Source organism: Rhodopseudomonas sp. RCAM05734, from assembly GCF_052658035.1.
Genome location: NZ_CP199742.1, coordinates 3,456,217 through 3,475,389, shown reverse-complemented (window position 1 = coordinate 3,475,389; position 19,173 = coordinate 3,456,217). Strand labels below are relative to the sequence as shown.

The window sequence follows — 19,173 nt, the reverse complement described above, 5'->3', positions numbered from 1 at the left end:
GTGGCATCAGACCACGCATCATGGGAGGAAATGAGATGTTGAACTGGAAGTCGACGGGCCGAATGCGGCTGCTAGGAAGCCTGGGTTGTTTGATGTGGGCCCTTGGCAGCAGCGCCAATGCCCAGCAGCCACCGCTCAAGCTTGGCGTGCTCACGGATATGTCGAGCCTGTACGCCGATGTCACCGGCCCCGGCTCGGTGATCGCCGCCAAGATGGCGGTGGAGGATTTTTGGCGTCGCCGCATCGCATGACACGCCCGGTCGAGGTGATCAGCGCGGATCATCTCAACAAGGCCGACGTCGCCGCCGGCATTGCGCGCGAATGGCTGGACCGCGACGGTGTCGATGCCATCGTCGATGCGCCGAACTCGGCCGTGGCCCTTGCGGTTCGCAACATCGTGCAGACCAAGAATCGCACGCTGCTCGTCACCGGCGCCTCATCATCCGACCTTACCGGCAAGGCCTGCTCGCCCAACCTCATCCACTGGACCTACGACACCTATGCGCTGGCCACCGGCGTTGCGCGTGCGGTCGTCGAGTCCGGCGGAAAGTCGTGGTTCACACTGACGGCTGACTACGCTTTCGGTCACGCGATGGAGCAGGACATCAAGACCGCAATCCAGAAGACCGGAGGAACGGTGGTCGGCGGCGTTCGAACGCCGATCAACACACAGGACTTCTCGTCCTTCCTCCTGCAGGCGCAGGCCTCGAAGGCCCAGGTCGTCGGCCTCATCAATGCCGGGGGCGACACCATCAACTCGATCAAGCAGTCCGTCGAGTTCGGGATCGGCGCCCGCGGTCAGCGCGTCGTGGCAACGGTCCTGTACCTCAGCGACGTGCACTCGCTTGGGCTGGCGGTCGCGCAGGGGCTGCAGTTCACGGAGTCGTTCTACTGGGATCTGAACGACGGAACGCGCGCCTGGAGCAAGCGCTTCGCGCCACGCAACAACGGTCGCTATCCGACCGCGCTCCATGCGGGAGTCTACAGCGCCGTTCTTCACTATCTGCGCACGGTCGATACGCTCGACAATTCAACGGACGGCAAAGCCGTCATCGCCAAAATGAAGGAGCGGCCGACCGACGATCCGCTGTTCGGCAAAGGCAGCATCCGCAGCGACGGCCGCAAGCTGCACAACATGTATCTGTTCGAGGTGAAGAAACCCGAAGAGTCTAAATACCCGTGGGACTACTACAAGGTCATCAAGACCATTACGCCGGACGAGGCATGGAGACCTTTGGCAGAGGGTGGTTGCGACTTCTCGAAATCATGATGGAAACTGCGAAGAAAAATGCCGTCGCCCTGGTCACGGGCGGCGGTGGCGATATCGGGCGAGCGATCGCACTGAAGCTGGCACAAACCTGGGCGAGCGTGGCAGTCGTGGATATCGACGAGGCCAGCGGTGCCGAGACGGCCCGGCTCCTGAACAACATCGGGTGCAATGCGGTCTGTATCCGCGCCGACGTGTCAAACGCGATGGCGACAGCCACCTATGTCGACCAGGTCGAGCGCCTGCTTGGGCCGATCGGTGCATTTGCCAACAATGCCGGCATAGAAGGCGTCGTATCCCCCATTCAGGATTATCCGGAAGATGCGTTCGATCGCCTGATGCAGGTCAACGTCAAGGGCGTGTTTCTCGGGATGAAGTACGTGATCGCGAAAATGATGGTTCGCGGCAAAGGCGCCATCGTCAATACGGCGTCCACATCGGCGATCCGTGGACGTGCCGGCCTCGCGGGCTACGTGGCCAGCAAGCACGCTGTGCTTGGCCTGACGCGGGTCGCGGCCCTCGACGTTGCCGGCACGACCATCCGGATCAATGCCGTGCTGCCCGGTCCGATCGAGTCGCGGATGGTACAGTCACTCGACAGCCAGGCATCGAACGGCTTCGCGCGCGCTGGCGCCGCCAGTTATGGATCGCCGGATAGCGTCGCCAACGTCGTCGCATTCCTGCTGTCCGCCGAGGCATCTCATGTCAACGGGGCAGCCTGGACCATCGATGCCGGTGGGACAGTCGCCTAACGTGACATGACCGGACTCCCCGGCGGCGGCAGCAGGCTGGCACTCTTGGAAAGTTGAGCTTCAAGGGGGAACTTGTTAGAACGCCGAATGGCCGAAAAAGACGAGATCGTGCGACCGGGTGCGCCCGCACTGGAGAAGGGCCTCGATCTTATCGAGGCTCTTGCCGCCGAGTCCCGCGGATTGAGCCAGAAACAGATTGCGGAGCGGGTGGGCCGATCCGTCGGCGAGATTTTCAGGATGCTCAGCGTTCTCGAAGAGCGCGGTTATGTCTCGCGCGATCCCGTCACCGCGGAATATACCCTGACACTGCAGTTGTTCCGGATCGCCGCGCAGTTTCCTCCGACAAAACGTCTGCAGCAGGCAGCCCTTCCGGTGATGGAAAAGCTCACGTCCCAGACCGGGCTATCGTGCCACATGGCCGTGCTGAGCAGCCACCAGTTCATGGTCATCGCGCAGATGGACCCCGAGTGGCAGATGGGCTGGTCGGTGAGGCTGGGAGCCGTTTTTCCGCTGACGCAGGAGTATGCATCGGCCAAGGTTTTGGCGGCTTTCCAGCATGAGGGCCGCCGCAGAGAATTGGCCGAGGTGATAGCAAAACACGACGGCTCACCCATCAAGGGCGTCGTGGCCGAACTGGCAAAAGTTGTCACGCGCGGTGGCGACTTTCCGCAGGAAGGACTTGGTCCGCGGCTTCGCGCATTCAGTTGCCCGGTGCTCGAAGCGTCGGGCCGCGCTGTAGCGGCCTTGACGGTCCCTTTGTTGCGGCAAGAGAAAATTCAGGCGAGCGAGTCCGAGAGCATCAAGCAGCATCTGCTGACCGCCGCCGGACAGATCTCCGAAAAGATCGGCGCCGGCGGCTGAGGCTTCGGCGGGCGTCCTGTTCGTCGCATCATGAGCCCTGCTCGCACTCAGTGATGCCCCACCGGCGCGCTGACCACCACATGATCCACCGTGGCCTCGCCGTGCTGGGTCAGCGGACGGTTGCCGGCCAGCGCGCGCAGCAGCACGTAGAACATCGGCGTGAAAAAGATGCCGAAGGCGGTGACGCCGATCATGCCGGAGAACACCGCGACGCCCATGGCGTGGCGCATCTCGGAGCCGGCGCCGGTGGAGATCACCAGCGGCACCACGCCCATGATGAAGGCCAGCGAGGTCATCAGGATCGGCCGCAGCCTGAGACGGCTGGCCTCGATGGCCGCCTGGATCGGCGTGCGCCCGCCGAATTCAAGCTCGCGCGCAAACTCGACGATCAGGATGGCATTCTTCGCCGACAGGCCCACCAGCACGATCAAACCGATCTGGGTGAAGACGTTGTTGTCGCCCTTGGTGATCCAGACACCGAACATCGCCGCCAGCAATCCCATCGGCACGATCATGATGATCGACAGCGGCAGCGTCAGGCTCTCATACTGCGCGGCGAGCACCAGGAACACCAGCAGCAGCGCCACCGGGAACACAACGAAGGACGAATTGCCGGCGATGATCTCCTGATAGGTCAGTTCGGTCCATTCATAGCCGATGCCCTTCGGGAAGGTCTCGGCGGCGACGCGGGCAATGGCAGCCTGCGCCTGACCGGTGGAATAGCCCGGCGCGGCGCCGCCGTTGAGATCGGCGGTGAGGAAGCCATTGTAGCGCATGGCGCGCTCCGGCCCCGAGCTCTCTTTGATCTTCAGCAGCGTCGACAGCGGCACCATTTCGTTGGTGTCGGAGCGCACCTTGAGCAGGCCGACATCATCGGCGCGGGCGCGATATTTTGCGTCCGCCTGCACCCGCACCGAATAGGTGCGGCCGAACTTGTTGAAGTCGTTGACGTACAACGACCCCAGATAGATCTGCATGGTCTCGAACACCGAGGTGACGGGCACGCTCGGCTGCCGCGCCTTGGTGCGGTCGATGTCCGCATAGAGCTGCGGCACGTTGACCTGATAGGAGGTGAACAGCCCGGCCAGCTCCTTCTGCTGCGAGGCCTTGGCGACAAATGCCTTGGTCGCCTCGGACAATGCTTCGTAGCCGAGACCGGCGCGATCCTCGATCTGCAGCTTGAAGCCGCCGATGGTGCCGAGGCCGGACACCGGTGGCGGCGGGAACATGGCGATGAAGGCGTCCTGGATACCGGCGAACTTGCCGTTCAGCGTCATGGCGATGGCCGCGCCGGACAGCGACTTGTCCTTGCGCTCCTCGAACGGCTTCAGCGACACGAACACGATTCCCGAATTGGACGAGTTGGTGAAGCCGTTGATCGACAGGCCGGGAAACTGGATCGCGTCCTCGACGCCCGGCGTCTTCAGCGCGATCTCGCCCATGCGGCGGATCACCTCTTCGGTGCGGTCCAGCGTCGCGCCGTCGGGCAGCTGCGCGAAACCGACCAGGTACTGCTTGTCCTGACCGGGCACGAAGCCGCCGGGCACTGCCTTGAACAGCAACGCGGTGACGCCGATCAACGCGATATAGCCGACCATGACAATGCCGCGGCGCGAGATCACACGGCCGACACCGCCGCTATAGGCATTCGAGCTCCAGGTGAAGGCGCGATTGAAGCGCGCGAAGAAGCCGCCGAGCACCCAGTCCATGCCGCGGGTCAACGCGTCCTTTGGCGCGTCATGGCCCTTCAGCAGCAGCGCCGCCAGCGCCGGCGACAGGGTCAGCGAGTTGAAGGCAGAGATCACCGTGGAGATCGCCACCGTCAGCGCGAACTGCTTATAGAACTGCCCGGTCAGGCCGGTGATAAAGGCCAGCGGCACGAACACTGCCACCAGCACCAGGGCGATGGCGATGATCGGACCGGTGACCTCGCGCATCGCCTGATAGGCGGCGTCCTTCGGCGACAGGCCCTTCTCGATGTTGCGCTCGACATTCTCGACCACGACGATGGCGTCGTCGACCACGATGCCGATCGCCAGCACCAGTCCGAACAGGGTCAGTGCGTTGATGGAGAAGCCGAACACATGCATCACCGCGAAGGTGCCGACGATGGACACCGGCACCGCGATCAGCGGGATGATCGACGCGCGCCAGGTCTGCAGGAACAGGATCACCACCAGCACCACCAGCGCGACGGCTTCCAGCAGGGTGTGGATCACCGCCTCGATGGAGGCGCGGACGAACTGCGTGGGATCGTAGACGATGCTGTAGTCCATGCCATCGGGCATGTTCTGCTTCAGCTCGGCCATGGTCTTGCGGACGTTGTCGGAGATCTGGATGGCGTTGGAGCCCGGCGACTGGAAGATCGGAACCGCGACGGCCGACTTGTTGTTCAGCAGCGAGCGCAATGAATAATCGGCAGCGCCGAGTTCGATGCGCGCGATATCGCGCAGCCGCGTCACCTCGCCGTTGCTGCCGTTCTTGACGATGATGTCGCCGAATTCTTCCTCGGTTTGCAGCCGGCCCTGGGCATTAATCGAGAGCTGCAGGTCGAGGCCGGCTTCGCTCGGCGACGCGCCGACCACGCCGGCTGCCGCCTGAACGTTCTGCGCGCGGATTTCCTTGACCACGTCCGATGGCGACAGGCCGCGCTCGGCGACCTTCTGCGGATCGAGCCAGACCCGCATGGAATAGTCGCCGGAGCCGAACAACTGCACCTGGCCGACGCCCTCGATCCGCGCCAGCCGGTCCTTGACGTTGAGCACCGCGTAGTTACGCAGATAGGTCATGTCGTAGCGGTCGTTGGGCGACAGCAGATGCACGACCATGGTGAGATCGGGCGCGCTCTTGATGGTGGTCACGCCCAAAGTGCGGACCTCCTGCGGCAGCCGCGGCTCGGCCTGCGACACCCGGTTCTGCACCGGCTGCTGCGCCTTGTCGGGATCGGTGCCGAGGCGGAAGGTGACGTTGAGCGTCATCAAGCCGTCGGTGGTCGCTTGGCTGCTCATATAGAGCATGCCCTCGACGCCGTTGATCTGCTCCTCGATCGGCGTCGCCACCGTTTCGGCGATCACCTTGGGATTGGCGCCGGGATAGGTCGCGCGCACCACCACCGTCGGCGGCGCCACTTCCGGATATTCCGAGATCGGCAGCACCGGCAGCGACAGCAGGCCGGCGAGGAAGATGACGGTCGACAGCACGCCCGCGAAGATCGGCCGGTCGATGAAGAATTTTGAGAAATTCATGGCGATTTCTTTTCAGAAGCAGCGCTTACAAGCGCAATGGGGCGGCGTGGTTGTCAGTTCGCCCCGCCGGGAGCTTTCTTCACCCTCCCCCGGAGGGGGAGGGTCGAGCGCGCCGTCAGGCGCGATCGGGGTGGGGTGACGGTGGTGCAGTTGGTTGCAGTGGTGCGTCAGTCGGGGGCGCTGTCACCCCACCCCGGTGCCCATCATGCTTCGCATGCCGGGCACCGACCCTCCCCATCCAGGGGAGGGTGAAAACGCGCTAGCGCGCCGCGACGTTGGTCGCCGCCTGGGCATAGGCGGCGTCCATCGCCACCATCTCGGGCTTGATGGTGGCGCCCGGCCGAACGCGCTGCAGGCCGTTGACGACGATGCGTTCGCCCGCCTTGAGTCCGCCGGTGACGATGCGCAAGCCGTCGACGGAAACGCCGAGCGTGACTTCGCGATACTCCGCCTTGTCCTTGTCGCCGACCACCATGACGTATTTCTTGTTCTGGTCGGTGCCGACCGCGCGCTCGCTGATCAGCAGCGTCCGCTCGGGCTTCGGCTGGCCCATCAGCAGCCGCACGAACTGGCCGGGCATGAGACCGCCATCGGCATTGTCGAACTCCGCGCGCACCCGTACCGTGCCGCTCTTCGCGTCGACCTGGTTGTCGATGAACTGCATCCTGCCCTTGTAGGGCGTGCCGGTGGAGACGCCGGTGGTCATCTGCACCGGGATGCGGTCGATCTCCGCCGGAGTCTTCTCGTCGACGAGGGTCTTCAGGGCGCGGGTCACCACCTGCTCGTCGGCGTTGAAGCTGGCATAGATCGGATTGACCGAGACCAGAGTGGTCAGGAGCGGCGCACCGGGACCGGCGGCGATCAGATTGCCGACGGTGATCTCCACCTTGCCGACGCGGCCGGAGACGGGCGCGCGGACTTCGGTGTAGCTGAGATTGAGCTGCGCGGTCTTCAGCGCCGCCTCGGTGGCCTTGAGGTTGGCTTCGGCCTCGCGGAATGCATTCACGCGGCTGTCGAGGTCGCGCTGCGTGATGCTGGAGCTGGTGAGCTGCTGACCGCGATCGAAATCGGCCTTGGTCAGGATCAGCCGCGCCCGCGCCGCCGACACCTGGCCCTGCGCGCGATCGACTTCCGCCGCATAAAGCGACGGGTCGATCAGCACCAGCAGGTCACCCTTCTTCACCAGCGCGCCCTCGCGAAAATGGATCTCCTGAACCGCGCCGGCGACCCGGGAACGGATCTCGACGCGTTCGACCGCCTCCAGCCGGCCGGAAAATTCGTCGAACGGCGCAGTTTCGCGCGGCGTCACCACGGCCACCGAGGCCTGCACCGCCGGCGGCACCGCAGCGACTGCCTCCGCCTGGGCGGCGTAGCTGGACAGGTTCATCAGCGCTGCGCCGCCGCCGATTGCGGTGGCCCCAACCACGATTCCCACACCCAAAGCGACATTCCGAAGCAGATTGTTGGTCATAGCGAACCCCGTTCGTCTCGCGGAACTTGATAAGTTCCATAAATTCAATAGCTTGGATGCGACGATCGCCGCTTTCGGTTGCTGCAGCGCAAGCGCTGCATCGCACACATCCGTAACGTTCGGTATAGATGGACTATCGACATCCGGTGTCAAGGGACTTATCTAACGAAAGGTACGAAACTCAGGAGGCATGCCGTCATGGCCATCATGGGCCGCCCGCGCGAATTCGATTGCGAGAAGGTGCTCGACCTCGCGCTGCAGGTTTTCTGGCGCAAGGGCTACGAGGGCGCGTCGATGGCCGACCTGACGGAGGCCATGGGGATCACCAAGCCCAGTCTTTACGCGGCCTTCGGCAACAAGGAAGAATTGTTCCGCAAGGCGCTCGACCGCTATGTCGATGGCCCCGGAGGCTATTTTCAAGCCGCGCTGCTGAAGCCGACCGCGCAGGAAGTTGTGTCCAGCCTGCTCTACGATTCGGCTGACGCCCTGACCAATCCCGACACGCCGGGCTGCCTTGCGGTGCAGGGCGCGCTGAGCTGCGGCGAGGCCGCGCAAACCATCAAGCAGGAGCTGATGGCGCGACGCGCTGCCGGCGAAGCCGATCTGCGCCAGCGCTTCGAGCGTGCGATCGCCGAAGGCGATCTGCCGGCGGACGCGGATGCCGCAGATCTGGCCTGCTATATCTCGGCGGTCATGCAGGGCATGGCGGTACAGGCCGCCGGAGGCGCCGGGCGCGACAAGCTGCGCAAGATCGCAGACCTCGCGCTGCGCAACTGGCCGCCGCTGTAGCCGCACGAATACGCGCCGCGCCGGCTAACGCCGCCGCATCATTCATGGCATACAGGGCGCCCGTTCGCGTTCAGGATGTCGCTCACATGCCCGCCCCCAAGCCGCCTGCCTTCGAGACCCTGAGCCTGCATGCCGGCCAGCGACCGGATCCTCTGACCGGCGCACGCGCGGTGCCGATCTATCAGACCACCTCGTATGTGTTCCAGGATTCAGATCACGCCGCGGCACTGTTCAATCTCGAGCGCGCCGGGCACATCTACACCCGCATCTCCAATCCCACGACCGCGGTGCTCGAGGAGCGTCTCGCTGCGCTGGAAGGCGGCGTCGGCGCGGTGTGCACCGCGTCCGGCATGGCGGCGCTGCATCTGGCCATCGCCACTCTGCTCGGCGCCGGCGACCACATCGTCGCCTCCTCCTCGCTCTATGGCGGCACCATCAACCTGCTGGCGCACACGCTGCCGCGCTTCGGCATCACCACCACCTTCGTCAGGCCGCGCGACCTCGATGGCTTTCGCAGCAGCATCCAGCCGAACACGCGGCTGGTGATCGGCGAGACCATCGGCAATCCCGGCCTTGAGGTGCTGGACATTCCGGCGGTTGCCGCCATCGCCCATGACGCCAAGATCCCGCTGCTGATCGACAACACCTTTGCCACGCCCTATCTCAGCCGGCCGATCGAACTCGGCGCCGACATCGTGATGAACTCCGCCACCAAATGGATCGGCGGTCACGGCATCGCCATCGGCGGCGTGGTGGTCGATGGCGGCCGTTTCGACTGGCGCGGCTCCGGAAAGTTTCCGGTGCTGACCGAACCCTATGCCGGCTATCACGGCATCGTCTTTGACGAGCAGTTCGGTCCCGCCGCCTTCATCATGCGGGCGCGCACCGAAGGTCTTCGCGATTTTGGCGCGTGCCTGTCGCCCACCAATGCGTTTCAGCTATTGCAGGGCGTCGAGACACTCGGCATCCGCATGGAACGCCACATGGCCAACACCCATGCAGTCCTGGCCTTTCTCACCGCGAGCAAGGCTGTGGACTGGGTGCTGCACCCGTCGCTCGACAACCATCCGGATCACCAACTCGCAAAAAAGCTGCTTCCCAACGGCGCCGGCTCGATCATCTCCTTCGGCATCAAGGGCGGTCGCACCGCGGGCCGCAAATTCATCGAGGCGCTGAAACTGGTCAGTCACCTCGCCAATGTCGGCGACGCGAAGACGCTGGTCATCCATCCGGCCAGCACGACGCACCAGCAGATGGATGCCGAACAGCTCAAGGCATCGGGCATCGGCGAGGAACTGATCCGGCTGTCTGTCGGCATCGAGGCCTCGCAAGACATCATCGACGATCTCGGCCAGGCGCTGCGCGCCTCGCAGAAGGCCTGAGCCATGCAGATCTCCGTCAACGGCTTTGATACCTTCGTCGGCACCGGCGGACGTCGATTCGATCCGGCGTTGCCGGCTGCGGTGATGATCCACGGCGCCGGCTTCGATCATTCGACATGGGCGCTGCACGACCGCTGGTTCGCGCATCACGGCTTTTCCGTGCTCGCGCCGGACCTGCCCGGCCATGGCCGGTCGGCGGGCACGGCGCTCACGACGATCGCCGATCTCGCCGACTGGACCGCCGCTTTGATCGACGCCGCCGGCGCCACCAGCGCGCGCCTGATCGGCCATTCCATGGGCTCGCTCATCGCGCTGGAAACCGCGGCGCGGCATCCGCAGAAAATCACCCGGCTCGACCTGATGGGCACCGCGGTCACCATGACGGTCGGTCCCGATCTGCTGAAGGACGCCGAGGCCAACGACCACGGCGCCATCGACATGGTGTTGATCTGGGGCCTCGGCTATCAGGCCGAACTGGGCGGCAGCCTGGCACCGGGCCTGTGGATGCATGGCGGCGCGCAACGGGTGCTCGAAGCCGGCAAACCGGGCGTGTTGTTTACCGACCTCACCGCCTGCAACAACTACCAGAACGCCCTGGCCGCAGCCGCCGATATCAAGATTCCGGTGACCCTGATCCTCGGCGAGCGCGACATGATGACCCCTGCCAAAGCCGGCAAGGCGCTGGCGGCGGCACTCCCCAATGCCCGCACGGTGATTCTGGCCGGCGCCGGTCACATGATGATGGTGGAACGGCCCGACGAGGTGCTCGCCGCCTTGCGGGGCTGAGGATACCCGGTTCCGGTTGCACGCTGCCCCGCGCTGTGCTTCCTGTGGTTTGTCATCGGTGCCTCCGCAAGGAGGTGAAACGGGAATGCGGTGCGGGGATTTTCCCCTATTCCGCGGCTGCCCCCGCAACTGTAAGCGGCCATTTTCGATCCATGAAGCCACTGAACCTGTACGCAGGTTTGGGAAGGCGGATCGAAAGACGACCGCGAGCCAGGAGACCGGCCGGTGACGAGTTTCAACTCGTTCGACGGTGGGTCGACGGAAGGGGTTATCGATGGCTATCCGGGAGCTTGCTGCCAGTACGGCAGCCGTTGTTGCGTTGTCCTGTTATCACGGCGCCGTATGGGCGCAGTCCAGTCCGGACCGATTGCCGGATCTGGTGGTCACGGCGGACAGAGGCGCAGAACCGATTGGCCGCACCGGAAGTTCGATCAGCGTCGTGAAAAGCGATACCATCGCCACCAGCAATCCAACCTCTCTGGTCGACGCGTTGCGCACCGTGCCCGGCCTCGACATCACCGAGAGCGGCGGCCCGGGCGGCACCACCAACATCCGCATGCGCGGCGGCAATACCGGCCAGACCCTGGTGATGATCGACGGCATCCGCATCAACGATCCCACCGCGGCGTCTGGCGACTACGACTTTGCCATGTTTGCGCCGAGCAGCATCGACCGCATCGAAGTTCTGAAAGGCCCGCAGAGCGCACTCTACGGCTCCGACGCCATGACCGGGGTGATCAACATCATCACCAGGAGCGGCACAGGCCCGGCACAGTTCAACGTGCGCAGCGAGGGTGGCAGCTATGGCACCGCTTCCACGGCCGCTTCCCTGAGCGGCTCGCAGGGCCCCTGGTCCTATGCCTTCACCGGAAGCGGCCAGCACAGCAATGGCTTTTCGCGATTTGGCTATCGCATTCCGGCGTTCGAGGCCAAGTTCCCGAATCTGGAACGTGACGGCTTCGACCGCGTCGGCGGCTCGGCGCGGATCAGCTATGACGCCGGCGACCTGAAGCTGGAAGCAGGCATCCTGTCGACCTTCACGCGATCGGCCTACGACGCCGCATACAATGCCAGTTCGAAGACCGTCCAGTTTCCGGATACGCCAAACAGCGCCACGCGCCAGCTCGATCAGGTGTGGGGCAAAGCCAGCTTCGACAGCCTGAACGGCCTGCTCACCCACAGCGTTACGCTGTCCGAGACGCATGTCGAACGCTCGTTTAACGAGTTCGCCTACAAGACAAACACCCTGCCGCAGAATACGACGACCACCTTCTCCAGCTACTTGGCCAACAGCGCCGCCGCCGAGTATCAGGCCACATTGAAACTGGGCGCATTCGGATCGCTGGTCTACGGCGCCAAAAGCCAGCACGAAACAGCAGACATCTGGCAAGTCAGCGCGCCCGCCGCCAACCCGCCGGTGGCGGCCCTGTCGAAATCGCAGGACACCAACGCGATCTTTGCGCTGTGGCAGGTGCCGATCGGCGAGCGATTGAACGTCACGCTCGGCGGGCGCGTCGACGATGTCGCCGATGTCGCAAGGTTCGAAACCTGGCGGGCCACCGCCGCCTACAGCATCGCGGAAACCGGCACCAAGCTCCGCGCCAGTGCCGGTACCGGCGCCAAGGCGCCGACCCTGTACCAGCTCTACGCGCCGCTCACGGCAAGCCCGGGACTGAGCCCGGAGACCAGCTTCGGTTATGACGCCGGCATCGACCAGTCGCTGTTCAACGGCCGCGTGGTGCTTTCGGTGACCGGCTTCGCCAACGACTTCAGCAACCTGATCAACTACGTCGTCGATGTCGCGCGCCCCAACGGCTATTACGTCAACGTCGCCCGCGCCGAGACCAGCGGCATCGAGGTGGGCAGCACCGTCGACATCGTTCCAGGCCTGCTGAAATTCAACGCCGCCTACACCTATCTGCACGCCATCGATCTTGCCAACGGATCGATCCTGGCGCGGCGCCCGAAGAACCTGGTACGCTTTGCGCTGGCCATCACGCCCACCGACCGTTGGACCATCGAGCCGCGCGTCACCACGGTGTCCAAGCGCTTCGACAAGGCCAACCAGGTCGGCGAGCTCGGCGCCTATACCCGCGTCGACCTCTATAGCGAGTACAGGATCGACGCCAACTGGAAGGTCTTTGCTCGAGGCGAGAATATCCTGAACGCGCACTATCAGGAGGCGCTGAACTTCGGCACCACCGGCCCCGCGGCCTATGCCGGTTTCAACGCCACATGGTGAGCGCAAATCCCTCACGACGGCTGCTGATCGTCACGGCCGCACTGGCCGTGCTGGTGGCGCTGCTGGCGCTGGGCTCGCTCGGCACCGGTCCAGTGCGGATGTCGCCGCTGACCGTGGTCAACGCATTGTTGGGCGGCGGCAGCGACGTGCAGCAGGTGATCGTGCGCGAGATCCGCCTGCCCCGCGCCATCCTCGGCCTCGCCATCGGCGCCATTCTCGGCCTGTCCGGCGCGGCGCTGCAGGGATTGCTGCGCAATCCCCTGGCTTCGCCGTCTTTGTTCGGCGCGCCGCAATCCGCCGCCTTCGGCGCGGTGCTGATGATCGCACTGGGCTGGGCCGACGTGCGCTCATGGGCGCTGCCGGTCGCCGGCATCAGCATGGCCTTCGCGTCGGTCTTCGTGTTGCTCAGCATCGCCGGCCGCAATGCCGGACTGCTGCTGCTGATCCTTGCCGGCCTCGCCATCTCCAGCCTCGCGGGCGCCGCCACCGCGCTGGTGATGAACCTGTCGTCCAATCCGTTCGCCGCGCTGGAGATCGCCTTCTGGCTGCTCGGCTCGCTGGAAGATCGCAGCTTCCGCCATGTTGAACTGGCGCTGCCCTTCATCGCCGCAGGCGCCGTCATCCTGATGGGCCAGCGTAGCGCCTTTCGCGCGCTCAGCCTCGGCGAAGAGACTGCGCAGAGCCTCGGTGTCGATGTCGGCCGCCTGCGGCTGCTGGTGATAACAGGCGTGGCGCTGGGCGTCGGCGGTGCCGTGGCCGTCACCGGCACCATCGGCTTCATCGGCCTCGTGGCACCGCATCTGATGCGCCCGTTGATCGGCCACGATCCCGCGCGCCTGCTGGTGCCCAGCGCGCTCACCGGCGCGGCGCTGCTGCTCGCCGCCGACATCGCCGTGCGGATCATTCCGTCCAACACCGACATCAAGGTCGGCGTGCTGACCTCGATCATTGGCGTTCCGTTCTTCCTCTATCTGATCGTGCGCGAACGCCGCGCGCTCGGCGGAGGCGTGGCATGAGCGCAACCGCTTTGCTCACCGCGCAGCACCTCGGCGTTGCCCTGTCGGGCCGCGCCGTGCTGCACGACGTCTCATTGGCCTTGCAGCCCGGTCATCTGGTGGCGCTGGTCGGCCCGAACGGCGCCGGCAAGACCACATTGCTGCGCGCGCTGGCGGGACTGCTGCCATCCACAGGCGCCATCCATGTCGGCGGCGACGCGCTGTCCTCGCTATCGCTGCGCGAGCGCGCCAAACGTTTCGGCTACCTGCCGCAGGGCCATGTGGTGCATTGGCCGCTCGATGTGAAGGATGTGGTGGCGCTCGGCCGCTATCCGCATGGCGCCACCGATCCCGGCCGGCTATCGCCGGACGATGAAGCCGCGGTGCGGCGCGCCATGCAGGCCACCGACGTCACCGGCTTCGCCGAGCGACGCGTGACCGAACTGTCCGGCGGCGAGCGCAGCCGCGTGGCACTGGCACGGGTGCTGGCGGTGGAAGCGCCGATCGTGCTGGCGGATGAGCCGACCGCCTCGCTCGATCCGCGCTACCAGCTCGACGTCATGACCAATTTGCGCGATGTCGCCGACGCCGACGTGCTGGTGATCGTGGTGACCCACGACCTCGGCCTGGCCGCGCGTTTTGCCGACACCGTGCTGGTGATGGCGGACGGCCGGCTGGTGGCCCAGGCGCCGCCGGCCGAGGCGCTGTCCGACGCCATCATGGCCGATGTGTTCCGCGTCAAAGCCTACCGCGCCACGCATCGCGACGAGACCGTGATCCTGCCTTGGGCGGGCATCTAGCGATGGCGCTAGTCCACATAGAACAGAGCATCTGCCAGCCGCCCCAGTGCGACATCGTCGGGCGGCAGGCCGAAGCGCAAATGGTCGCTGGCCCAGTCGAACTTGCGGACCCAGACGCGCTGTCGTGCGAGCTGGACGTGGAGGTATCGGGCGTCCGGATGGCGGACGAAGCGAAACAGCGAGGTGCCTCCGATGAGTTTGCCTCCGGCCTGCGTCAGGATGTAATCGAGCCGGGTCGCGTGCTCGGCAAGTTGCTCGCGCATGCGGTCGGCCCACGCCGCATCGCCCAGCGCGCGCGCGCCGACATGCAAGGCCGGGCCGGACACCCCCCACGAACCCAGCGCGGCGCCGATGCGCCTGATGGTCTCTGGCGCGGCAATGGCGAAGCCGAGGCGGAGGCCCGCGAGGCCATAGAATTTCCCGAACGAGCGCAGGATCACCACCGGCAGTTTTTCGCACAGCATAGCGGCGCCGATCGCCGGATCGACATCGGCAAAGGCCTCGTCGATCAGCAGCCAGCCGCCACGTTGCTGGAGCCTCGCGGCGACGGCGGCGAGGGTCGCATGGTCAGCGATCCGGCCGTCGGGATTATTGGGGTTGACGATCACGGCATGCACGGCGTTGTCGGGCAGCGCGGCGAGATCGGGAATCGCAATGACCTGGTGGCCGGCATTCTGCCAGGCCGGTGCGTGCTCGTTATAGGTCGGACCGACGATGGCAACGGGCCCGTTTGCTGCGAGATGCGGCAGCCACTGGATCAGCGCCTGGGTGCCGGGAGCGGCGACAACATCGACAGCATCCGGCACGCGATAGGCCGTTCGCGCGGCAGCGAGCAGCGCCTTCGCATCGGCCTTAGACGGCAGCCGGCGCCAGGCCACATCGGGGATGTCGCCGACGGGATAGGCCCAGGGATTGATTCCGGTCGAAAGGTCGAGCCAGTCGGCGGCATCGCCGCCATAGCGCGCCATTGCTTCGGTCAGATCGCCACCATGTTTCATGGCCGCTTCATGCCATCACCGCGCGCAAAGTGCGAGGGGTTAAGACAGGGCTTGGCTGCGCTGACGCTGCTGTTCGCGGTTTCAGAGGCGCAGGCCACCGGGCCACGCTTCGCCTCGATCAACCTGTGCACCGATCGGCTGCTGGTCACCCTCGCCGATCCCGACCAGATTCTCGGCCTCAGCCCCTATGCGCGCGATCCCGCCCGTTCGTGGGACGCCGTCAGGGCGGCGCAGTTTCCGAAGCTATCGGGCGAGGCCGAGGACGTGCTAGTGCTGAAGCCCGACGCGGTTGTCGCCGGCCGCTTCACCAAACGGGCGACGCGCGAACTGCTCAAGGACAAGGGCCTGCGCGTGATCGAATTCAACCCGGCGCGCTCGCTCGACGACGTCAAGAACCAGCTGCGCCAGATGGGTGCATTGGTCGGGCATCCCGACCGCGCGGTCCTAGAAATCGCCAAACTCGATGATGCGATCGCCCGCGCCCGCACGATGGCAGCGAAAAAACCCCGGCGCGTGCTGGCGGTGTCGCGACGCGGCTGGGTATCCGGCGGCGACAACCTCAACACCTCGCTGCTGGCGGCAGTCGGCCTCGCCAATGCCGGCGGCGAGCTCGGGCTGAAGGCCGGCGGTTATGCCTCGCTGGAGGCGATCGTCAGTGCACGACCGGACTTCCTGCTGGTCGCCGACGACAGCGGCTTCGCCGAGGACGAAGGCCGCGCCTTCCTGCTGCATCCGGCGCTGGAAAGATTCTATCCGGCGTCGAAGCGCATCGTGCTGCCCGAACGCCTCACCACCTGCGGCGGGCCGACGCTGGCGGAAGCGCTGGACCGGCTTGCCGCCGAACTCGTGCGGGTGGATCGCTGATGCTGTTCGCCAGCGATACGCTTGCGATTGTGGTCGCGGCGCTCATCTTCGACGCGCTGATCGGCGATCCCGACTGGATCTGGCGGCGCGTGCCGCACCCGGTGGTGTGGATCGGCAAGGCGATCGATGCCCTCGAACAGGCCCTCAACGTGGCAGAGTGGTCGCCGCAACAGCGCAAGATCGGCGGCATCGGCGCCGTGCTCTGGCTGGTGATCGGCGCCATGCTCATCGGCTTGCTGATTGAGATCGCTTTGCCGCACGGCTGGATCGGCACCGCGGTCAAAGGCCTGCTGGCCTCGGTGCTGCTGGCGCAGCGCAGCCTGTATCAGCACGTCGCCCGCGTCCGCGATGCGTTCGCCGACGGCGGCCTCGGCAGCGCACGACAGGCGGTGGCAAGGATCGTCGGCCGCGATCCGGAGCGCCTTGACGCGGCCGGCGTGTCACGCGCCGCCATCGAATCCACTGCGGAGAATTTTTCCGATGGCATCGTCGCGCCGGTGTTCTGGCTGGCGCTGCTCGGCCTGCCCGGCCTGATCGCCTACAAGGCCATCAACACCGCCGACTCCATGATCGGACATCGCAGCCCACGCTATGAATCCTTCGGCTGGGCGGCAGCAAGGCTCGACGATCTCGTCAACCTCGTGCCGGCACGACTATCCGGCCTGCTGATCGCGCTGGTCGCGCCGATCGCCCGCGGCTCGTTTGCGACGGCGTTCCATGTCATGCTGCGCGACGCGTCGAAGCATCGCTCCCCCAATGCAGGCTGGCCGGAAAGCGCCATGGCGGGCGCACTGGGCATCGCACTGGCAGGTCCCCGCGCCTATGCGGAAGGCGCGGTCGACGACCCCTTCCTCAATGCCGAGGCACGCAAGGCGGCCACGCCCACCGATATCGGCCGCGCCCTGCAGCTGTTCGTCGCCGCTTGCGCGCTGCAGGCGATGATCTATGCGGCGTTGGCTGTGCTGCTTTAGACGAAGGATACTTGTCCCGGACGCAGCGCAGTGCGCCGCCGTTAGGCGGCGTAGTGCGCTGCAGAGCCGGCAACCGCCAAAAACGCCAGTGTTCGGCGCGGTCCCGGATCTGCGAGGCAGCACTTCGTGCTGCATCGCGTCCGGGACGAGATCGCCATTCACCGGCTGCGCGCAATCTTGAGCAGCGCATCGATGTCGAGATGCTGTTCGAAATGATCGGCCAGCGCATCCAGTGCGGCTTCGATCTGTGCGTCGTAGGCCAGTGACGAGGCAATGCCGAGATTGGCCAGCCAGGCCTTGCGGAAGGCATCCCCGGTGAACAGGCCGTGCACATAGGTGCCCTGGACGCGACCGCTCGGCGAGATGGCGCCATCGGGCCGGCCATCGATCATGAGCAACGGCCGCGCGCAGTCGGCGCCTTCGCTGCGGCCAAGATGGATCTCGTAGCCGGCGACGGCTGCACCGGTGGCACAATGCTCGCCGTGCACTAGCGTGGTCGATTTGTCCGCGCTCATCAGCGTGTCGATCGCCAGCAGGCCGAGACCGTCGACCGTGCCGGGCACGCCGTCGACCCCATCGGGATCGGCAATGGTCCGGCCGAGCATCTGATAGCCACCGCACATGCCGAGCAGATGGCCGCCACGGCGCACATGGGCCTTGATGTCGATATCCCAGCCCTGCGCGCGCAGGAAGGCGAGATCGCCGATGGTGGATTTCGACCCCGGCAGGATGACCACATCTGCATCGCCCGGGATCGGTTCGCCCGGCCGCACGAAGACCAGTTTTACGCCGGGCTCCATGCCAAGCGGATCGAGATCGTCGAAATTGGCGATGCGCGCCAGCACCGGCACGGCGACGATGCGCGTCGATGTCGACGCATGCGTACGGTCGAGATCGACGGCGTCTTCGGCCGGCAGCCGAGCTGCTTGCGGTAGCCACGGCAGCACGCCGAGCGACGGCCAGCCGGTGAGCTGCGTGACGGCGGTGAGGCCGCTGTCGAACAGCGCGGGATCGCCGCGAAACTTGTTGATGATGAAACCATGGATGCGCGCGCGTTCTTCGGGCGCGAGCACGAGATGCGTGCCGGCAAGGCTGGCAATGACGCCGCCGCGGTCGATGTCGCCGACCAGCACCACCGGCACATTCGCAGCCGCCGCAAATCCCATATTGGCGATATCGCCGGCGCGCAGATTGATCTCCGCCGGCGAACCCGCGCCCTCCACCAGCACGATGTCGGCGCGATCGCACATATGCGCGAAGCTCTCGAGCACCGCTGGCATCAACGCCGCTTTCTTCTCCAGAAAATTCTTCGTGCGCAGGGTGCCCCAGCGCTTGCCCTGCACGATGACCTGGGCGCCGGTGTCGGTCTCCGGCTTTAGCAGCACCGGGTTCATGTGCACGCTCGGCGGCATTCTGGCGGCGCGCGCCTGCACCGCCTGTGCCCGCCCGATCTCGCCGCCGTCGACGGCGACAGCGGCGTTGTTCGACATGTTCTGCGGCTTGAATGGCGCCACCTTCAGGCCCCGGCGCAGCAGCGCGCGCGCAAGGCCCGCGACAATAGTCGACTTGCCGGCATTGGAGCCGGTGGCCTGGATCATGAGCGCGGGGGTGGTGGTCATTCGTCAACTCCGATGCGGCCGCTCTTCCCTCTCCCCGCCTGCGGGGAGAGGGTGGCTCGAAGGCGCGAAGCGCATTCGAGCCGGGTGAGGGGCAGCCCGCGAGTGAAACATTGGCTCCCCCTCACCCGGAG

At 65.6% G+C, this 19,173-nt stretch carries 14 protein-coding genes, 1 pseudogene and 1 riboswitch; of the genes and pseudogenes, 11 read left to right on the top strand and 4 right to left on the bottom strand.

Going from position 1 to position 19,173, the window contains the following annotated elements; genetic code table 11:
• Nucleotides 1–62: 62 nt before the first annotated feature.
• The 3 genes and pseudogenes from ACUXVA_RS16445 to ACUXVA_RS16435 all read left to right on the top strand — a co-directional run bounded on the left by ACUXVA_RS16445 (nt 63) and on the right by ACUXVA_RS16435 (nt 2,880).
• Nucleotides 63–1,270: pseudogene (locus tag ACUXVA_RS16445) on the top strand (ABC transporter substrate-binding protein).
• Entirely contained in the window at nt 1,225–2,019 is a 795-nt protein-coding gene (locus tag ACUXVA_RS16440) for an SDR family NAD(P)-dependent oxidoreductase (RefSeq protein WP_265079336.1), read from the top strand. The pseudogene ACUXVA_RS16445 and the gene ACUXVA_RS16440 overlap by 46 nt, the downstream one beginning before the upstream one ends.
• An 87-nt stretch (nt 2,020–2,106) precedes the next feature.
• Nucleotides 2,107–2,880: an IclR family transcriptional regulator gene (locus ACUXVA_RS16435; protein WP_445487080.1), complete on the top strand. Its 774-nt coding sequence runs from the start codon at nt 2,107–2,109 to the stop codon at nt 2,878–2,880.
• Between the two features lie 47 nt (nt 2,881–2,927).
• Here ACUXVA_RS16435 and ACUXVA_RS16430 read toward each other — a convergent pair whose 3' ends face one another.
• Nucleotides 2,928–6,125, bottom strand: a complete 3,198-nt coding sequence (locus tag ACUXVA_RS16430) for an efflux RND transporter permease subunit (protein ID WP_445487078.1) — start codon at nt 6,123–6,125, stop codon at nt 2,928–2,930.
• A gap of 259 nt (nt 6,126–6,384) precedes the next feature.
• Nucleotides 6,385–7,596: an efflux RND transporter periplasmic adaptor subunit gene (locus tag ACUXVA_RS16425; protein WP_265079339.1), complete on the bottom strand. Its 1,212-nt coding sequence runs from the start codon at nt 7,594–7,596 to the stop codon at nt 6,385–6,387.
• Nucleotides 7,597–7,803: 207 nt separating this feature from the next.
• On the opposite strand from ACUXVA_RS16425, the gene ACUXVA_RS16420 reads away from it, so the two are divergent.
• The 6 genes from ACUXVA_RS16420 (at nt 7,804) to ACUXVA_RS16395 (ending at nt 14,590) form a co-directional block, all read left to right on the top strand.
• Nucleotides 7,804–8,385, top strand: a complete 582-nt coding sequence (locus ACUXVA_RS16420; protein ID WP_413776535.1) for a TetR/AcrR family transcriptional regulator — start codon at nt 7,804–7,806, stop codon at nt 8,383–8,385.
• A gap of 86 nt (nt 8,386–8,471) precedes the next feature.
• The gene (locus ACUXVA_RS16415) at nt 8,472–9,767 is read left to right on the top strand and encodes an O-acetylhomoserine aminocarboxypropyltransferase (protein WP_445487075.1); all 1,296 of its coding nucleotides are present in this window, start codon (nt 8,472–8,474) and stop codon (nt 9,765–9,767) included.
• Nucleotides 9,768–9,770: 3 nt separating this feature from the next.
• Nucleotides 9,771–10,553, top strand: coding sequence for an alpha/beta fold hydrolase (locus ACUXVA_RS16410; RefSeq protein ID WP_265079342.1), 783 nt, complete (start codon nt 9,771–9,773; stop codon nt 10,551–10,553).
• Nucleotides 10,554–10,592: 39 nt separating this feature from the next.
• A riboswitch (cobalamin riboswitch) is annotated at nt 10,593–10,794 on the top strand.
• Between the two features lie 33 nt (nt 10,795–10,827).
• On the top strand, nt 10,828–12,795 hold the full coding sequence (locus ACUXVA_RS16405) for a TonB-dependent receptor plug domain-containing protein (protein ID WP_445487073.1): 1,968 nt from the start codon (nt 10,828–10,830) through the stop codon (nt 12,793–12,795).
• The gene (locus tag ACUXVA_RS16400) at nt 12,789–13,811 is read left to right on the top strand and encodes a FecCD family ABC transporter permease (RefSeq protein WP_265079344.1); all 1,023 of its coding nucleotides are present in this window, start codon (nt 12,789–12,791) and stop codon (nt 13,809–13,811) included. The genes ACUXVA_RS16405 and ACUXVA_RS16400 overlap by 7 nt, the downstream gene beginning before the upstream one ends.
• Nucleotides 13,808–14,590 carry an ABC transporter ATP-binding protein gene (locus ACUXVA_RS16395; protein ID WP_265079345.1) on the top strand — a complete coding sequence of 261 codons (783 nt, stop codon included), beginning with the start codon at nt 13,808–13,810 and terminating at the stop codon, nt 14,588–14,590. The genes ACUXVA_RS16400 and ACUXVA_RS16395 overlap by 4 nt, the downstream gene beginning before the upstream one ends.
• Before the next feature lie 8 nt (nt 14,591–14,598).
• Here ACUXVA_RS16395 and cobD read toward each other — a convergent pair whose 3' ends face one another.
• Nucleotides 14,599–15,588, bottom strand: coding sequence for a threonine-phosphate decarboxylase CobD (cobD, locus tag ACUXVA_RS16390; protein WP_265079346.1), 990 nt, complete (start codon nt 15,586–15,588; stop codon nt 14,599–14,601).
• Nucleotides 15,589–15,639: 51 nt separating this feature from the next.
• Between cobD and ACUXVA_RS16385 the strand changes: the two genes are divergently transcribed.
• Nucleotides 15,640–16,452, top strand: coding sequence for an ABC transporter substrate-binding protein (locus tag ACUXVA_RS16385; protein ID WP_445487069.1), 813 nt, complete (start codon nt 15,640–15,642; stop codon nt 16,450–16,452).
• Nucleotides 16,452–17,423, top strand: coding sequence for an adenosylcobinamide-phosphate synthase CbiB (gene cbiB, locus ACUXVA_RS16380; protein WP_265079348.1), 972 nt, complete (start codon nt 16,452–16,454; stop codon nt 17,421–17,423). Before ACUXVA_RS16385 ends, cbiB begins: the two co-directional genes overlap by 1 nt.
• Nucleotides 17,424–17,581: 158 nt before the next feature.
• On the opposite strand, the gene ACUXVA_RS16375 is transcribed toward cbiB, so the two are convergent.
• Nucleotides 17,582–19,042, bottom strand: a complete 1,461-nt coding sequence (locus ACUXVA_RS16375; protein ID WP_445487067.1) for a cobyric acid synthase — start codon at nt 19,040–19,042, stop codon at nt 17,582–17,584.
• Nucleotides 19,043–19,173: the final 131 nt, after the last annotated feature.